Source organism: Enterobacter sp. 302C9 (genome assembly GCF_034106085.1).
Classification (GTDB): Bacteria; Pseudomonadota; Gammaproteobacteria; order Enterobacterales; family Enterobacteriaceae; genus Enterobacter; species Enterobacter asburiae_B.
The window spans coordinates 1040149-1055422 of the sequence record NZ_JAWNBW010000001.1 but is presented as its reverse complement, the minus strand read 5'-3'; the positions used below and the strand labels follow the sequence as shown (position 1 = coordinate 1055422).

Genomic DNA, 15274 nt, shown 5'->3' with positions numbered 1-15274 from the left:
AATTGATTACACTCTTCGCAATACCCTCACCTTAATTCATTATAAAGTTATTAAAACCATATATGTTTGCGAATCGCCGTTCTGTAAAGGGCCGTTATATCTCGTTCTGTCTAGGTTGTATTGCTGTTATCGGCATATTACACGCCCTGTTTTCAAAAATTGCCGAATGGGTTCCTACCTTTTCGTCTCACTTGTTCCCTACGCTCACCATTTTTTTACTGGTGTTTGACCTGTTTATTGCCTGCTTTATGGCAATGAAATACTGGTGTGACCGAAAACGGTTGTATCTGGTATCGCTTGCTTTTGCCTTTGCCGGGTCGGCATCGCTGATGGTCGGAACGCTGTGCAGCTTTCCCGCCTGGCTGGACCTCTATCAGTTCAACGCGGTGAACTACAACGATGCGATGATCTTCTATATGTTCCGCCATCTCTTAATGGCGGTGCTAATAATCGTTTCGGCAATACTTTATACCACGCGCAATTGTCCCCTTTCGCGGCTGGCGCATATTGTTATTGTGAGCGGCGAGTTTCTCTTTACCGCTTTTACTGTAGGGTTGGCCTGGATGTATTCCAGTCATTCTTCCATTTTATCCATTGATCTTGTTGATAATGAAACCCGTGAGTTTATGGTTCTCTGGAGCCACTTTATTAATATTGCATTGATTGCACTCTGGGTGGTCACATTAGTCACGCTGATGTTTATTACGCGCATACGCAACTTATTCTGGGTGGGCGGTAATTTTCTGTGCGTCTGCTATATCGTCACGCTCTCAATGCTGTTAGTGGGTGGACATGTTGAAGATGTCTCCTGGTATCGCGCTCGCTTATTTGAAACCGTCGCCACGCTGATGATCATTTTTGTTCTGCTCTACGATGTTTTCAGGCTGTATCGCGACTCGCACGTTAAATATCAGCAGTCTTACCAGAACTCCATTCGCGACCCGCTGACGCGCCTGTATAACCGCAGTTATTTTTATGAAACATTAAAGCAGGCGCTGGATATCGCCAAACCCAGCCGTCCGGTTTCCGTCATCGTCAGCGATCTCGATCGCTTCAAGCGCATCAACGACACCTACGGGCATCTTCAGGGCGACAAGGTCCTGCAGTTTGTTGCTAATCTGCTGATGGATTCCGTGCGCCCCCAGGATATCGCGGCCCGTATCGGTGGTGAGGAGTTTGTTCTGATGCTGGCCAACACCTCATCAGACGCGGCGTACCAGGTGGCGGAACGCATACGGTTAAATCTGAGCAGCTTCGATAACGCCAGCAGCGGCGGTCAACTACCGGAGCCAATCACCATCAGCATGGGGGTGTTTACGGCAACGTCACCCGCAATAGCCGCAGAAACGTGCGTGGAAAATGCCGACAAAGCGATGTATGAAGCGAAGGAGACGGGCCGTAACCGCGTGGTCGCCTTTAAGTAAAAAAAGGCCTTGCTGCTGCAAGGCCTTGTTGTTTGTCAGTCGCGCGACTGTAGCTCATGGATGTTTTGCTCAAGGCGCCCAATGAGGCTGATGAGCATTTCCAGCTCCGCCGGTGAAACGCCTGACAGGATTTCACCGCGCGTCTTAGTGATCACGGCTTCCATTTCCGTGATGATAGGCGCCGCTTTCTCGGTGAGTTTAATCCGCTTGGCGCGACGATCGCTGGCGCAGGTTTGCCGCGAGATCAACCCCTTCTCTTCCAGCTGGTCAAGCGTGCGCACCAGCGACGGTTGCTCAATCCCTATCGCTTTTGCCAGTTGAATTTGCGACTGTTCGGGCGGCAGCTGATGAATGTTGTGCAGCGTGACCCAATGCGTCTGTGTGAGTTCCAGAGGTTTCAGGCGATGGTCAATCAGAGCACGCCAGACGCGTACCAACCTTGCCAGATCAGAACCTAATGGCGATTCCAATTTCATCTCCTTATAATTAGCTTGCTAAGTTATTATACTGATTTTAGAATAGTGTGCAGCATTTGTATTGCCAAAACAAATGCAATACTGCATTCATCGAACTTAAAAGTATGACTTACACTGAATTGTGATGCTTCATCATACTAAGACAAGCCAACGCGGCATTCTGTTCACTGCAAAGGATTTCTGCCCGTGACGTTTTTTCATCGCTCAGAGGGTTTACCCCTTCAGGACCTGATCTTCGGTGCGTCAGTCTACTTTCCTCCTCTGTTTAAGGCCGTTCTGGTGGGCTTTATCCTCTGGCTCATCGCGCATCGCCTGCTTCGCGACTGGATGTACTCCGGCGAAATCTGGCATCCCATGCTGATGGATCTTTCCCTGTTTGCCCTTTCCGTATGCCTGGGCCTTGCCGTTTTGACTGTGTGGTGAATATGTCCCTGAAAACGCTAAAGTACTTTTCCACCCTGTTGGTCCTTGCCCTCGCGCTGGTTGCGGGCTGGTGGATGTGGAATTTTTATATGCAGTCGCCGTGGACGCGTGACGGCAAAGTCCGCGCCGAGCAGGTCAGCATTACCCCTCAGGTATCGGGAAGTATTACGACGCTGTTGGTTAAGGATAACCAGTTCGTCAAAAAGGGAGACATTTTATTCCGCATCGACGATACCCCGTACCACATTGCGATCCTGAACGCCCAGGCGCAGCTGGCGAAAGCCCAGTCGGATCTGGCTAAGGCCAACAACGAGGCCAACCGCCGCCGCCACCTGTCGCAAAACTACATCTCAGCGGAAGATTTAGACACCGCCAATATCAACGTCAAGGCGATGCAAGCTAACGTTAACGTGGCGGAGGCGACGCTGAAGCAGGCGCAGTGGCAACTGACCCAAACCGTGATTACGGCACCTGTTGATGGATGGGTGACCAACCTCTCGGCCCGCGTGGGGAATTATGCCACCACGGGACAACCGATATTTGCCCTCGTCGACAGCCACTCCTTCTACGTCGTGGGCTATTTCGAAGAGACCAAGCTTCGGCATATTCGCGAGGGTTCGCCAGCCGCAATTACGCTTTACAGCGGCTCTCAAAAGTTACAGGGTCACGTGTCCAGCATTGGCCGCGCCATTTACGATCAGAGTGTTGAAACGGATTCAGGCCTGGTGCCGGACATAAAGCCGAACGTTCCCTGGGTGCGCCTGGCCCAGCGCGTTCCGGTTCGCGTGGAGTTTGACCGCTTACCGGAGGACATTACCCTGGTGTCCGGCACAACCTGCACTGTCTCCATCGGAAACCGGTGATGAAGCTGGAGGGTCTCTCCTGGCAAAACACGCCGTGGATGAAAGCAACGCGTCCCCAGTGGCGCTATGCGCTGCGTAACGGCATTGCCATGTGTCTTGCGCTGACTTTGGCTTATTACCTGAACCTGGATGAGCCCTACTGGGCGATGACGTCTGCGGCGGTAGTCAGTTTTCCGACAGTAGGCGGAGTGATCAGTAAAAGTCTTGGCCGCATCGCGGGCAGCCTGCTGGGCGCCACCGCGGCGTTAATTATCGCTGGCCATACGCTGAACGATCCGTGGCTGTTCCTGCTGAGCATGGCCGCATGGCTGGGTTGCTGTACCTGGGCCTGCGCCCATTTTACCAATAACGTCGCCTACGCGTTTCAGCTGGCTGGCTATACCGCCGCCATCATCGCCTTTCCGGTGGTTAACGTGCTCGACACCACCGAGCTGTGGGATATTGCGCAGGCGCGCGTCTGTGAAGTGATTGTCGGGATCCTCAGCGGCGGCTTCATGATGATGATCCTCCCCAGCACATCCGACGGCACCGCGCTCATCACCGCGCTAAAAACCATGCATACCCGATTACTGGAACACGCGAGCCTGCTGTGGCAACCGGATTCCAGCGACGATATCCGCCTCGCGCATGAAAAGGTTATCGGACAGATCCTGACCATGAATCTGCTGCGCATTCAGGCGTTCTGGAGCCACTACCGCTTTCGCCGCCAGAACACCCTGCTTAACTATCTGCTGCACCAGCAGCTGCGCATGACCAGCGCCATCTCCAGCCTGCGCCGGATGCTGCTCAACTGGCCGACGCCGCCTGAAAACACCCGCGCCGTGATTGAAACGCTGCTCGCGGCCCTTGCGCGCCCGGATGCGGACATTTACACCGTAGCGCGGATTATCGCCCCGCTTGCTCCGGTTGATGAGTACGACTACCGCCATCGTGCCTTCTGGCAGCGCCTGAATTACTTTTGTCGGCTGTACCTGCGCAGCAGCCGCTGGATTACGGCCGTCGAAAACGCGACCCCATTGACGGAGTTCAACGTCCCCGGCAGCCCGGCACTTGCGCGCCATACCGACTATCTGGAAGCGCTGTGGAGCGGTTTTCGCACCTTCTGCGCGCTGATGCTGGTGGGGGCGTGGAGCATTACCACGCAGTGGGAGTCCGGTACGGCGGCCCTGACGCTTGCCGCCATCAGCTGCGTGCTTTATTCCGTCGCGGCCTCGCCGTTCAACTCGCTTACGCTGCTGCTGCGCACGCTGGTGCTGCTGTCGCTGTTCAGCTTCGTGGTGAAGTTTGGCCTGATGGTGCAGATAAGCGATCTGTGGCAGTTCCTGCTGTTCCTGTTTCCCCTGTTGACCACCATGCAGCTTCTGAAGCTGCAAATGCCTAAGCTGGCGGGCCTCTGGGGACAGCTGATTGTCTTTATGGGCTCGTTTATCTCCGTGACGAATCCACCTGTTTATGATTACGCCGATTTTCTCAATGACAACCTGGCGAAGATCCTGGGCGTGGGGCTGGCGTGGCTGGCTTTCGCGGTGTTACGTCCCGGCTCCGATGCACGCAAGAGCCGCAGGCATATCCGGGAGCTACGCAGAGGGTTTGTCGATCAGCTCAGCCGTAAACCGCATCTGAGCGAAAACGAATATGAGTCGCTGGTCTATCATCACGTCAGCCAGCTGAATAACAGCCAGGACGCGCTGTCCCGGCGCTGGCTGCTGCGCTGGGGCGTGGTGCTGTTGAACTGCTCGCACGTGGTCTGGCAGCTGCGCGAGTGGGAAACGCGTTCCGATCCGCTGTCGCAGGTTCGTGATGTTTGCATCTCCCTGCTGCGCGATGTAATGAGCGAGCGCGGTGTCCAGCAGCGGCCACTGGAAGCCACGCTGAATGAACTGCAGCGGATCTGCGATACGCTGGCACAGCATCATCTGCCCGCAGCCCGTGATTTGGCCTCAATAATCTGGCGCCTGCACTGCTCGCTGTCGCAGCTGGAACAGGCACCGCCACCGGGAACGATTGGGGATCAGATCACGCCGCACGCATAGCGTGCTCCGCCGCCGCCAAGCGGTTTAGGCCGATCGGACATATTGTCGCCGCCGACATGGATCATCAGCGCCTTGCCTTTCACCTCATCCAGCTTTTTCAGTCGCGGCGCGACAACAGGATCGGTGGCTTTACCGTCGTTATTCACCACCAGCACAGGCAGATCGCCTAAATGCCCCATTCCATCCGGGCCTTCATGCTTGCCGGAATGCTGCGGATCGAGGTGCCCTCCTGCCGCTTCCGCCGCAGACGGTTTACCTTCTTTTAAAGCGAGCTGACAGCTGCCCTTGGCGTGAACATGGAAACCATGTTCACCGGGAGGGAGGGCTTTGAGGTTGGGGGCAAACTCCAGTCCTTTATCGGTTTCAGTGATTTTCACCGTTCCGATGGACTGACCCACACCCTGTGGGGTGACGAGATTCATTTCCACTTCGTCACTGGCTGCCTGCGCCCCTGCGCAAACAACCAGCGTGACCAGTGCCAGAGCAAAACGCTTCATAGTGACCTCCGCGGGTTATTTTTTGCCCCTTAAGTGTATACCAGGGGCAAAGATTTCACCGGAAAGTCACCTTCAGGCGCTTTATGGTACGTCGTAACCCAGCGCGGCCTTACGGATGCGGAACCACTGCTGACGGGTCATCTGCAGCTCTTCAGCAGCCAGTGCAGAACGCACGCGTTCTATTTTGCCGGAGCCGATAATGGGCAGCGGTTTTGACGGCAGGCGAAGGATCCACACGTAAACCACCTGCTCGATGCTCTCCGCGTTCAGTTCGCGGGCGATGGTTTCAAGCTCGTTGCGCAGCGGCTGGAATTCCTCATCATTAAACAAACGTCCGCCCCCCAGGCAGGACCACGCCATCGGGCGAATGCGCAGCTGCTGCAGCTGATCGAGCGTACCATCCAGCAGCAGCGGCTGGTGTACCGGGGAAATCTCAACCTGGTTGGTGGCGAGGGTGAACGGCAGACGAGACTGAAGCAGCGCAAACTGTGCCGGGGAAAAGTTTGACACGCCGAAGTGACGCACTTTCCCACTCTGGTGCAGGTTCAGGAAGGCTTCCGCCACCTCATCGGCATCCATCAGCGGGTCGGGGCGGTGGATTAACAGCAGGTCGATACGATCGGTCGCCAGATTGACCAGCGACTGCTCGGCGCTCTTGATGATATGCGCGCTGTCGGTGATGTAATGACCGAGGGCATGTTCAGGTTTTGCCGTGGTGGCAATTCCACACTTCGTGACGATCTCCATGCGGTCGCGCAGGGCCGGAACCAGCTTAAGCGCCTCGCCGAACGCGGCCTCGCACTGGTAGCCACCGTAAATATCCGCATGATCGACCGTGGTGATGCCTAAATCGAGGTGCTCTTCAATAAAGCTCGCCAGCTGGAGGGGGGACATATTCCAGTCCATCAGACGCCAGTAGCCCATCACAAAACGGGAGAATTCTGGCCCCTGGGGGGCAAGGGTAATTCGCTGAACCATAACATTTTCCTCAAGGACGTAATGTCATGAGTATACGCAATTACCGTGTTAAAAAAGTGAAGGTTGCTGGGGTTCTTCGGTTTCACCCGCTTTGTTTGCGCGTATTTTGCGCAGAAGACGCTGTCGACAGAGGCGTAACACCTCCTGCTTTTGCGTGTCGCTAAAGTTTTGCCAGTTAAAACGCTCATCGCGGGTACGCATGCACCCGCGGCAATATCCGCGTTCATCGACCTGACAAATACCCCGGCACGGGCTCTGGATGGGGAAAAACTCCAGCTGCTCTGCCACACTCACCTCCCGATAGCTACTCTCACCTACAGTGAAGACGTTAATCGCGCCGCGTGCAAGGCCGTATCACAGATTTGTGGCATTAAGGTTTCACTAATCTTCCCTCTCTATACTCGGCCCATCATGACAATAACAGGTTTACCGATCGATGTGGTTAATCAGAAAGTTACAATGTAACGACATTAAATTTACTCTGGGCTGTGCACTCTTTTTTACTCTGCTGAACGGGCTGTTTATCCAGCGCAGCTGGGCCATTATCGGCCCAGTGCATCTGCACGACTTCCTCTTTGCCGCCTCCGTCCCGCTGGTGCTGTTTTGCGGCTGGGTGATTGTCTTTAGCCTGCTTAACATCCCGTATCTCCGCAAGCCGCTGCTGATTGTATTGACGATCGGATGCGCCGCGGCGACCTATTTCATGTATACCTACGGCGCGGTGATCGACCAGAACATGATTGTGAACGTGTTCGAAACCAACTCTCAGGAAGCGACCGCCCTGGTGACCCCGCAGATGATTCTGTGGATTGTCATAGCCGGCCTCGTTCCCTCCGTGGTGCTGGCGTTGACCCGGATTCGTACCGGAAAATGGTGGTACGCGCTGCTGACGCGCGTTGCCGCGATGCTCGGCGCTCTGCTGGTGATTATCCTGATTGCCGCGCTGTTTTATAAAGATTACGCGTCGCTGTTCCGCAATAACAAAAGCATCGTCAAAATGGTCACCCCGGCGAACTATGTCAGCGCCGTGGTGAAGTACAGCAAGATGCGCTGGTTTGCCGGCGATCAAACGCTGGTGCGCATTGGTGAAGATGCCCACAAAGGGTCACTGATTACCGGCCAACAAAAGAAAACCGTTCTGGTGCTTGTCGTCGGCGAAGCCTCTCGCGCGGCAAACTATTCCCTGAACGGTTACGAACGCGAAACCAACCCGGAGCTGAAAAAGCAGGACGTGATTAACTTCCCGCAGGCCTCCTCATGTGGTACCGAAACCGCGGTTTCCGTTCCGTGCATGTTCTCCGACATGACGCGCAGCAAATACGATGCCGACCTGGCTCACCATCGCGAGGGGCTACTCGACGTGCTTAAGCATGCGGGTATCAACCTGCTGTGGCGCGACAACGACGGCGGCTGTAAAGGTGCCTGCGATCGCGTGCCCCATACCGACATGACGCAGTGGCAGCTGGATCAGTTCTGCAAAGACAAATCCTGTATTGACGATGTGAACTTTTATCGTCTGGACAACGTGCTGGATGGCGTGAAGCAAGATACGGTGCTGGTTATCCACCTGATGGGGAGCCACGGTCCGGCATACTATCGCCGTTACCCGGACAACTTCCGTAAATTCACCCCAACCTGCGACACTAATGAAATTCAGGATTGCGACCATCAGGCGCTGATCAATACCTATGACAACACTATCCTCTATACCGACAGCATGGTCAGTAAAACCATTGATGCGCTGAAAGCGCGCCAGTCGAGCATGAACACCGCGCTGATTTATCTCTCAGATCACGGTGAATCGCTGGGCGAAAGCGGTATTTACCTGCACGGTACGCCATACATGCTGGCGCCGGAGCAGCAAACCCATATTCCGTTTATGTTCTGGCTGTCACCGGATTACGCGAAAAACTTTGGCATCAACGAACAGTGTTTGCGCGACCATGCAGCAAAAAATGCGGTTTCCCAGGACAATTTATTCTCAACCGTATTGGGTATGATGGATGTGAAATCAACGGTTTATCAACCGCAGCTGGATATCCTGAGCGCATGTCGCCCGTAAACTCGCTTGCATTAGACCGAACGGTCTATTAGAGTGCGGCCATGAGCAGAAATACTGAACACGATACCCGCGAACATTTACTGGCAACCGGCGAGCAGCTTTGCATGCATCGCGGGTTTACCGGTATGGGGTTGAGCGAGCTGTTAAAAACCGCTGAGGTACCGAAGGGGTCGTTTTATCACTACTTCCGGTCCAAGGAGGCTTTTGGCGTAGCGATGCTGGAGCGTCATTATGCTGGCTACCACCAGCGTCTGGCGACCCACTTTGCGTCGGGTGAAGGTAACTACCGGGATCGTGTTCTGAACTACTATCAGGAAACGCTGAACCAGTTCTGTCAGCAGGGCATTATTAGCGGATGCCTGACCGTTAAGCTGTCTGCAGAAGTGTGCGATCTTTCTGAAGATATGCGCACGGCGATGGATAAAGGTGCCCGCGGCGTTATCGCCCTCCTGGCCCAGGCGCTGGAGAAAGGCCGCGATGAAAAAACGCTGGCCTTTTCCGGCGAGCCGTTAACCCAGGCGCAGGTGTTATATGCGCTCTGGCTAGGCGCTAACCTGCAGGCAAAAATCTCGCGCAGTGCCGTGCCGCTGGAAAGCGCGCTGGCACATGTGAAAAACAGCATTACTGCGCCTGGCATTTAACAGGCGTTTTTATTTACCCAACTACTAGTCGACTGGTCTACTCAGGAGTCTTTATGTCCGCTGAAAAATTATTTACCCCACTGAAAGTAGGTGCCGTCACTGCGCCAAACCGCGTGTTTATGGCTCCACTTACCCGCCTGCGCAGCATTGAACCGGGCGACATCCCAACCCCACTGATGGGTGAATACTATCGTCAGCGCGCAAGCTCTGGCCTGATCATCACCGAAGCCACGCAGATTTCCGCTCAGGCTAAAGGCTATGCGGGTGCGCCGGGTCTTCACAGCCCGGAACAGATCGCCGCATGGCAGAAAATCACCGCGGGCGTTCACGCTGAAGAGGGTCGCATTGCGGTCCAGCTTTGGCATACCGGTCGTATCTCCCACAGCAGCATTCAGCCTGGCGGCCAGGCACCGGTCTCCGCTTCGGCCCTGAGCGCAAATACCCGTACTTCCCTGCGTGATGAAAACGGCAATGCGATCCGCGTGGATACCTCTATGCCGCGCGCGCTTGAGCTGGATGAAATTCCGGGTATCGTGAACGACTTCCGCCAGGCCGTGGCCAACGCCCGTGAAGCCGGTTTTGACCTGATTGAGCTGCACTCCGCCCATGGCTACCTGCTACACCAGTTCCTGTCACCGTCGTCCAACCATCGCACCGACCAGTACGGCGGCAGCGTCGAAAACCGCGCTCGCCTGGTGCTGGAAGTGGTTGACGCCGTATGCCAGGAGTGGAGCCCGGATCGTATCGGGATCCGCGTCTCCCCAATCGGTTCTTTCCAGAACGTCGACAACGGTCCGAACGAAGAAGCCGATGCCCTGTACCTGATCGAAGAACTGGCTAAACGCGGCATCGCCTATCTGCACATGTCCGAACCGGACTGGGCTGGCGGTAAGCCTTACACGGACGCTTTCCGTCAGAAAGTGCGCGAGCGTTTCCACGGGGTGATCATCGGTGCGGGGGCTTATACCCCGGAGAAAGCCGAAGACCTGATCGGCAAAGGGCTGATCGATGCCGTCGCGTTTGGCCGCGACTACATCGCCAACCCGGATCTGGTAGCCCGCCTGCAGAAAAAAGCGGCCCTGAACCCGCAGCGCCCGGAAAGCTTCTACGGCGGCGGCGCGGAAGGCTACACCGACTACCCTTCTCTGTAATCTCGCCATTGTTCATTGATAGCGGCGATACTTCGCCGCTATACTAAAACATCGTTTCTGTTCAAAAAGACAGTCTATTCCATTGGTTAATGAGGAAATTATGCGCCTACTTCACACCATGCTGCGCGTTGGCGATCTGCAACGTTCCATTGATTTCTACACTAACGTCCTGGGCATGAAGCTGCTGCGCACCAGCGAAAACCCGGAATACAAATACTCGCTGGCGTTCGTGGGTTACGGCCCGGAAACGGATGAAGCGGTGATCGAGCTGACCTACAACTGGGGCGTGGACAGCTATGAGCTGGGCACCGCCTACGGCCACATCGCGCTGGAAGTGGACAACGCGGCCGAAGCGTGTGAACGCATTCGCAGCAACGGCGGTAACGTTACGCGCGAAGCGGGTCCGGTAAAAGGTGGTACCACCGTGATTGCGTTCGTGGAAGATCCGGACGGTTACAAAATCGAACTGATTGAAGCCAAAGACGCGGGTCGCGGTCTGGGCAACTGATCCCTCAGGGCGCAACATGCGCCCGTAGTTTTACTGCATCACCCTGCAAAATTTGCCATAATGCGCTCTGCTTTTTCCCCTTGTAAGAGACCCTGATGTCCGATAACGCTCAATTTAGCGGTCTGTGCGACCGTTTTCGTGGTTTTTATCCCGTTGTCATTGATGTAGAAACAGCCGGATTTAACGCTAAAACCGATGCGCTGCTCGAAATTGCCGCCATCACGCTGAAGATGGATGAACAGGGCTGGCTTACACCGGACACCACGCTGCATTTCCACGTTGAACCTTTCGAAGGGGCAAACTTACAGCCGGAAGCGCTGGCGTTTAACGGTATCGATCCGCACAACCCGCTGCGTGGTGCAGTCAGTGAATATGATGCGCTGCACGCCATTTTCAAAATGGTGCGTAAAGGCATGAAAGAGAGTAACTGCAGCCGCGCCATCATGGTGGCCCATAACGCCACCTTCGATCACAGCTTTACTATGGCCGCCGCCGAGCGCGCCGCGCTCAAACGCAACCCCTTCCATCCGTTTGTGACCTTCGACACCGCCGCACTGAGCGGCCTGGCCCTGGGACAAACGGTGTTATCAAAAGCCTGCATCACGGCGGGTATACCTTTTGACGGTACGCAGGCGCACTCCGCTTTATACGACACGGAGCGCACCGCAGAGCTGTTCTGTGAGATCGTCAACCGCTGGAAGCGTCTTGGCGGCTGGCCGCTGCCGATGGGCGACAGCGAAGAATAAAAAAAAGCGACCTTATCAGGTCGCTTTTTTATTTGCTCAGAAAATTACTCTGCGTCCGGCTCTTCGGTTTTGTACTTCGCCGCCGTCTCTTTGATCAGCTGCTGCAGTTCGCCGCGCTGATACATTTCAATCAGGATATCGCAGCCGCCAACCAGCTCACCGTCAACCCACAGCTGTGGGAAAGTCGGCCAGTTAGCGTACTTAGGCAGCTCAGCGCGGATGTCCGGGTTCTGCAGGATATCAACGTAAGCAAAACGCTCACCACAGGCTGACAGCGCCTGAACCGCTTGCGCGGAGAAGCCGCAGCTTGGCAGCTTCGGAGAACCTTTCATATACAGCAGAATCGGGTTTTCAGCGATCTGGCGCTGGATTTTTTCAATAGTGGTGCTCATGTCTTGCTTCCTTTAACTTCTGTTACGGCATTCGTCTGACATTGTAGCGGTTCAGACTGGCATCGGAAAATAACATTTTTGTCACGTTTATACATTCTACCCCGAGTCACGAAAAGTTGCATTGCAAATGGTGTTTACCCCTGCGGCGGTCAGGGTTTTGCTTAGGGAGTGGGTAAATGTGCGACAGAACGATGAATTTTTTTGCACTTGCTAACGAAACACGATTGTAGATTGAAAAATGCTATTAACTTTCTGGGTTTTTATAGATTAGAATCGACGGGCTTTGTAAATCACACGCGGGTATTATTGATGACCTGCATTTATCAGGGGACTGCCCAGTGGCGCGGATAAATAAAATCTCGATCACGCTCTGTGCTTTACTGTTTACTTCACTCACTTTCACGCCAGTGGCAAACGCCTCTCAGCAGGCGCGGCATTCTGCTGTACAAAAAAACCATCTGGTGAAAGCCACAGAACGTAAGAAAAAAACCACCGCTAAGAACGACAAGAAAAAAACACCGGCTCAGACGAAACAGACCGCTTCCAGCAAGACGAAAACAAAACCTTCCCGCACTGCCCACTCCGCCAAAAGTAAAGCTTCGCAAACCGCCGCTAACCTCGTTACTGAAAAATGCATCACGCGTAAAGGCCACAAGGCGAAATGCACGAAGGTCACGAAAATAGCGGAAGTGCATAAAGTGCGCGTACAGAAAGCGCAAAAAACCGCGATGAACAAACTGATGGGGCAGATTGGCAAACCTTATCACTGGGGTGGCAGCTCGCCGCGTACCGGGTTTGACTGCAGCGGCCTCGTCTATTACGCCTATAAAGATCTGGTCAAATTCCGCATTCCTCGTACCGCCAATGAGATGTACCACCTGCGCGATGCCTCACCGGTTGACCGCGGTGAGCTGGAAAACGGCGATCTGGTGTTCTTCCGCACTCAGGGTCGCGGCACGGCTGACCACGTCGGCGTGTATGTCGGCAACGGGAAATTCATCCAGTCTCCACGCAGCGGCCAGGATATTCAGATCACTTCTCTCAGTGAAGACTACTGGGTACGCCACTACGTCGGCGCGCGTCGCGTGATGACGCCAAAAACCATTCGCTAATCCCTGCCCTGCCGCATCCGTGGCAGGGTAAGTTCCTCTTTTGCATACCCTTTCAATTTGCTATCCTGTCCATGTTGTCTGTGTGGTTATTGGCAACACAAAATACAATAAGGAGAGAAGCAATGTCGTTCGAATTACCTGCACTACCGTATGCAAAAGACGCCCTGGCACCGCACATTTCTGCGGAAACCCTGGAATATCACTACGGCAAGCATCACCAGACGTACGTCACCAACCTGAACAATCTAATCAAGGGCACCGATTTTGAAGGCAAAACGCTGGAAGAGATCGTCCGCAGCTCAGAGGGTGGCGTCTTTAACAACGCCGCTCAGGTGTGGAACCACACCTTCTACTGGCACTGCCTGGCGCCAAATGCCGGCGGTGAACCTGTCGGTGAACTGGCTACCGCTATCAACGCCGCATTTGGCAGCTTCGCGGATTTCAAAGCGAAATTTACCGATGCAGCCATCAAGAACTTCGGTTCTGGCTGGACGTGGCTGGTTAAAGAGGCGGATGGCAAACTGGCTATCGTGTCCACCTCTAACGCGGGTACCCCGCTGACCACCAGCGCGAAGCCGCTGATGACCGTGGACGTGTGGGAGCACGCTTACTACATTGACTACCGCAACGCGCGTCCGAACTACCTGGAGCACTTCTGGGCACTGGTTAACTGGGACTTTGTCGCGAAGAACTTCGCCGCGTAAGAGACACGCAGAAGGGTTCGCCCTTCTGCGTTTTTGGTTTATTCCGCAGCGCAGGCTGCTTCAGGCTGTTTACGACCCGACATCATCACGAGCAGCAGGCCGAGCGCGGCAATAATCGCCCCCATCACCGGCACAAAGCTGTACCCCAGACCACCTGAAATCACGGCCCCACCGGCCGCCGCGCCCAGGGCATTACCCAGGTTAAACGCACCGATATTCACGGAAGATGAAAGTCCCGGCGCCTCGTGCGCGACACGCATTACGCGCATCTGCAGCGGCGGCACCACGGCGAAAGTGGCGGCTCCCCAGACGACCATCGCAATCGCGGCCCCGAACTCATTACGCGCCAGCCACGGAATGGCAACCATGATGACAATCAGCAGGGTTAAGAAGCCCTTCAGCGTCCCGCTCACGGAACGGTCGGCAAATTTCCCGCCGAGATAGTTGCCAATCGAGAAGCCCACGCCAATCAGCACCAGCATCGCGGTAACGAAGAGAGGCGTTGCGTGGGTGATATCGTGCAGTACCGGCGAAATATAGGTGTAGAGGGTAAACATCGCCCCTGCCCCCAGCACGGTGGTGAGCAGCGCGGAGAGCACCTGCGGACGCATCAGCACCGCCAGCTCTTTACGCACTTCCGGACGTTCTCCGGCGCTTCCTTTCGGCAGGGAGAAGAACAGCGCCACCATCGCAATCACGCCTAGACCGGCCGTCGCCAGGAAAGACATACGCCAGCCGATCGCTTCTCCCAGCCAGGTTGCCGCAGGCACCCCGCCGATATTGGCAATCGTCAGCCCCATAAACATGGTTGCCACGGCGCTCGCCTGCTTGTGTTTTGGCACCACGCTGGCAGCCACGACCGACCCCAGCCCAAAGAACGCTCCGTGGTTAAGGCTGGTCAGAATGCGCGACAGCATCAATGTGGTGTAGTCCGGCGAAATGGCCGAAAGCACGTTGCCCAGGGTGAAAATCGCCATCAGGAAAATCAGCGCATTGCGGCGCGCGCGGTGCGAAAGAAGAAGGGTCATCAGCGGCGCCCCTACCATCACGCCGATAGCGTAGGCGCTGATTAACATCCCTGCCGCAGGGATAGAGACATCTACGCCCCGGGCAATAACAGGAAGTAACCCCATTGGGGAGAATTCAGTGGTGCCAATCCCAAAAGCGCCAATCGCCAGGGCCAGCAGGGGAAAATTGATTTTCATGCGTCAACTCCGGATGCCGTGTCATGTGGTGACACAGAACAAAGAAGCGGAAAGCATGA

17 protein-coding genes are annotated in these 15274 nt (G+C 55.1%); 11 read left to right on the top strand and 6 right to left on the bottom strand.

Annotation, left to right across the window (positions count from 1 at the left end):
* Nucleotides 1–62 precede the first annotated feature (62 nt).
* On the top strand, nucleotides 63–1424 hold the full coding sequence (locus tag UR289_RS05175) for a GGDEF domain-containing protein (RefSeq protein ID WP_320709265.1): 1362 nt from the start codon (nucleotides 63–65) through the stop codon (nucleotides 1422–1424).
* A 35-nt stretch (nucleotides 1425–1459) separates the two neighbouring features.
* Here UR289_RS05175 and slyA read toward each other — a convergent pair whose 3' ends face one another.
* Nucleotides 1460–1900: a transcriptional regulator SlyA gene (gene slyA, locus UR289_RS05170; protein WP_033145325.1), complete on the bottom strand. Its 441-nt coding sequence runs from the start codon at nucleotides 1898–1900 to the stop codon at nucleotides 1460–1462.
* Nucleotides 1901–2086: 186 nt separating this feature from the next.
* Between slyA and UR289_RS05165 the strand changes: the two genes are divergently transcribed.
* From UR289_RS05165 to UR289_RS05155, 3 genes are read left to right on the top strand one after another with little or no spacing between them, the layout of a single operon-like run.
* Nucleotides 2087–2323, top strand: coding sequence for a DUF1656 domain-containing protein (locus tag UR289_RS05165; protein ID WP_032657739.1), 237 nt, complete (start codon nucleotides 2087–2089; stop codon nucleotides 2321–2323).
* Nucleotides 2324–2325: 2 nt separating this feature from the next.
* Nucleotides 2326–3186 carry an HlyD family secretion protein gene (locus tag UR289_RS05160; RefSeq protein ID WP_087822437.1) on the top strand — a complete coding sequence of 287 codons (861 nt, stop codon included), beginning with the start codon at nucleotides 2326–2328 and terminating at the stop codon, nucleotides 3184–3186.
* On the top strand, nucleotides 3186–5219 hold the full coding sequence (locus UR289_RS05155; RefSeq protein ID WP_320709264.1) for an FUSC family protein: 2034 nt from the start codon (nucleotides 3186–3188) through the stop codon (nucleotides 5217–5219). Before UR289_RS05160 ends, UR289_RS05155 begins: the two co-directional genes overlap by 1 nt.
* Here the strand turns inward: UR289_RS05155 and sodC are convergent.
* The 3 genes from sodC to UR289_RS05140 all read right to left on the bottom strand — a co-directional run bounded on the left by sodC (nucleotide 5198) and on the right by UR289_RS05140 (nucleotide 6982).
* The gene (gene sodC / locus UR289_RS05150) at nucleotides 5198–5716 is read right to left on the bottom strand and encodes a superoxide dismutase [Cu-Zn] SodC (protein ID WP_320709263.1); all 519 of its coding nucleotides are present in this window, start codon (nucleotides 5714–5716) and stop codon (nucleotides 5198–5200) included. The genes UR289_RS05155 and sodC overlap by 22 nt on opposite strands.
* Before the next feature lie 81 nt (nucleotides 5717–5797).
* A complete protein-coding gene (locus UR289_RS05145) occupies nucleotides 5798–6694 on the bottom strand; it encodes an aldo/keto reductase family oxidoreductase (protein ID WP_320709262.1) in 897 nt (298 codons plus the stop codon).
* A gap of 48 nt (nucleotides 6695–6742) precedes the next feature.
* The gene (locus UR289_RS05140; protein WP_008500587.1) at nucleotides 6743–6982 is read right to left on the bottom strand and encodes a DUF1289 domain-containing protein; all 240 of its coding nucleotides are present in this window, start codon (nucleotides 6980–6982) and stop codon (nucleotides 6743–6745) included.
* Between the two features lie 148 nt (nucleotides 6983–7130).
* Between UR289_RS05140 and eptA the strand changes: the two genes are divergently transcribed.
* From eptA to rnt, 5 genes are all read left to right on the top strand, one after another.
* Nucleotides 7131–8756: a phosphoethanolamine transferase EptA gene (eptA, locus tag UR289_RS05135; protein ID WP_320709261.1), complete on the top strand. Its 1626-nt coding sequence runs from the start codon at nucleotides 7131–7133 to the stop codon at nucleotides 8754–8756.
* A 41-nt stretch (nucleotides 8757–8797) separates the two neighbouring features.
* Nucleotides 8798–9397 carry a TetR/AcrR family transcriptional regulator gene (locus UR289_RS05130; RefSeq protein WP_047061657.1) on the top strand — a complete coding sequence of 200 codons (600 nt, stop codon included), beginning with the start codon at nucleotides 8798–8800 and terminating at the stop codon, nucleotides 9395–9397.
* A 53-nt stretch (nucleotides 9398–9450) separates the two neighbouring features.
* Entirely contained in the window at nucleotides 9451–10548 is a 1098-nt protein-coding gene (locus UR289_RS05125; RefSeq protein ID WP_023311356.1) for an alkene reductase, read from the top strand.
* A gap of 100 nt (nucleotides 10549–10648) precedes the next feature.
* Nucleotides 10649–11056 (top strand): lactoylglutathione lyase, encoded by a 408-nt coding sequence (gloA, locus tag UR289_RS05120; protein WP_013096923.1) that lies wholly within the window; start codon nucleotides 10649–10651, stop codon nucleotides 11054–11056.
* A gap of 95 nt (nucleotides 11057–11151) precedes the next feature.
* The gene (rnt, locus tag UR289_RS05115) at nucleotides 11152–11802 is read left to right on the top strand and encodes a ribonuclease T (protein WP_023311355.1); all 651 of its coding nucleotides are present in this window, start codon (nucleotides 11152–11154) and stop codon (nucleotides 11800–11802) included.
* Nucleotides 11803–11846: 44 nt separating this feature from the next.
* Here rnt and grxD read toward each other — a convergent pair whose 3' ends face one another.
* Nucleotides 11847–12194 (bottom strand): monothiol glutaredoxin 4, encoded by a 348-nt coding sequence (gene grxD / locus UR289_RS05110; RefSeq protein ID WP_003832760.1) that lies wholly within the window; start codon nucleotides 12192–12194, stop codon nucleotides 11847–11849.
* Between the two features lie 338 nt (nucleotides 12195–12532).
* Here grxD and UR289_RS05105 point away from each other — a divergent pair, with 338 nt between their 5' ends.
* Together UR289_RS05105 and sodB are read left to right on the top strand one after the other, a co-directional pair.
* Nucleotides 12533–13306 carry a C40 family peptidase gene (locus tag UR289_RS05105; RefSeq protein ID WP_023311354.1) on the top strand — a complete coding sequence of 258 codons (774 nt, stop codon included), beginning with the start codon at nucleotides 12533–12535 and terminating at the stop codon, nucleotides 13304–13306.
* Nucleotides 13307–13428: 122 nt separating this feature from the next.
* A complete protein-coding gene (sodB, locus tag UR289_RS05100; RefSeq protein WP_029739795.1) occupies nucleotides 13429–14010 on the top strand; it encodes a superoxide dismutase [Fe] in 582 nt (193 codons plus the stop codon).
* Between the two features lie 38 nt (nucleotides 14011–14048).
* On the opposite strand, the gene UR289_RS05095 is transcribed toward sodB, so the two are convergent.
* Nucleotides 14049–15215 carry an MFS transporter gene (locus UR289_RS05095; RefSeq protein WP_045353824.1) on the bottom strand — a complete coding sequence of 389 codons (1167 nt, stop codon included), beginning with the start codon at nucleotides 15213–15215 and terminating at the stop codon, nucleotides 14049–14051.
* Nucleotides 15216–15274 lie beyond the last annotated feature (59 nt).